The 233-nt window shown below is 27.5% G+C and carries 1 pseudogene; it reads left to right on the forward strand.

What is annotated here, in order from left to right:
* Positions 1-233 (forward strand): annotated as a pseudogene (locus tag CD113_RS11585) (IS5/IS1182 family transposase); the annotation flags it as partial.

A 233-nucleotide genomic window follows, 5' to 3' on the forward strand; every position in this document is an offset into this window, starting at 1 on the left:
CTGATTTATCAAAAGAAGATATTGATTTAATCGGTAGTCATTTGAATAAAGAAATCGAAGATTTAAATCAACAAATTGAAAATGAAACACAACCAGAACTAAGAAAGCAGACTCGTAAAAAAAGAACTGAAATAAAAAAAGTTAAAAAGAAATTTGATGATTATTCTGAACGAAAGTCGAAGTACGAAGAGCAAAAAGCAATTCTTCAAGACCGTAATAGTTATTCTAAAACA

Source organism: Staphylococcus simiae (assembly GCF_002902085.1).
In the GTDB taxonomy this organism is placed as follows: Bacteria; Bacillota; Bacilli; order Staphylococcales; family Staphylococcaceae; genus Staphylococcus; species Staphylococcus simiae.